This is a genomic window from Paenibacillus peoriae KCTC 3763, from assembly GCF_000236805.1.
GTDB lineage: Bacteria > Bacillota > Bacilli > Paenibacillales > Paenibacillaceae > Paenibacillus > Paenibacillus peoriae.
Genome location: NZ_AGFX01000045.1, coordinates 1 through 311, shown reverse-complemented (window position 1 = coordinate 311; position 311 = coordinate 1). Strand labels below are relative to the sequence as shown.

Here is a 311-nt window from a genome sequence, read left to right as displayed (position 1 = left end):
AAAAGCAAAATATCTTTCCTTATTGGCTACCTTTATTTCACTTGTTTACACAAGATCAGCTTAAAGGAATATTCTAAAACGCAATTTCGTTTCGGTATCCAGTTTTCAAGGTGCAAAAATGTGTGACTATCAGTTAATCTCCGTAGAGTTAATGATATTCATACAATTTTTGATGAAATTGTATTGGTGGAGCCAAGCGGGATCGAACCGCTGACCTCCTGCTTGCAAGGCAGGCGCTCTCCCAGCTGAGCTATGGCCCCTCACAAGTTCCATCAAAACTGAACAAATGGAATGATGATAGTTTGAAGCTT

Annotated in this window: 1 tRNA gene; it reads right to left on the bottom strand. The window is 39.5% G+C overall.

What is annotated here, in order from left to right:
- Positions 1-184: 184 nt before the first annotated feature.
- Positions 185-260: transfer RNA gene (locus tag KQI_RS0124390), tRNA-Ala, on the bottom strand.
- Between the last annotated feature and the right edge of the window lie 51 nt (positions 261-311).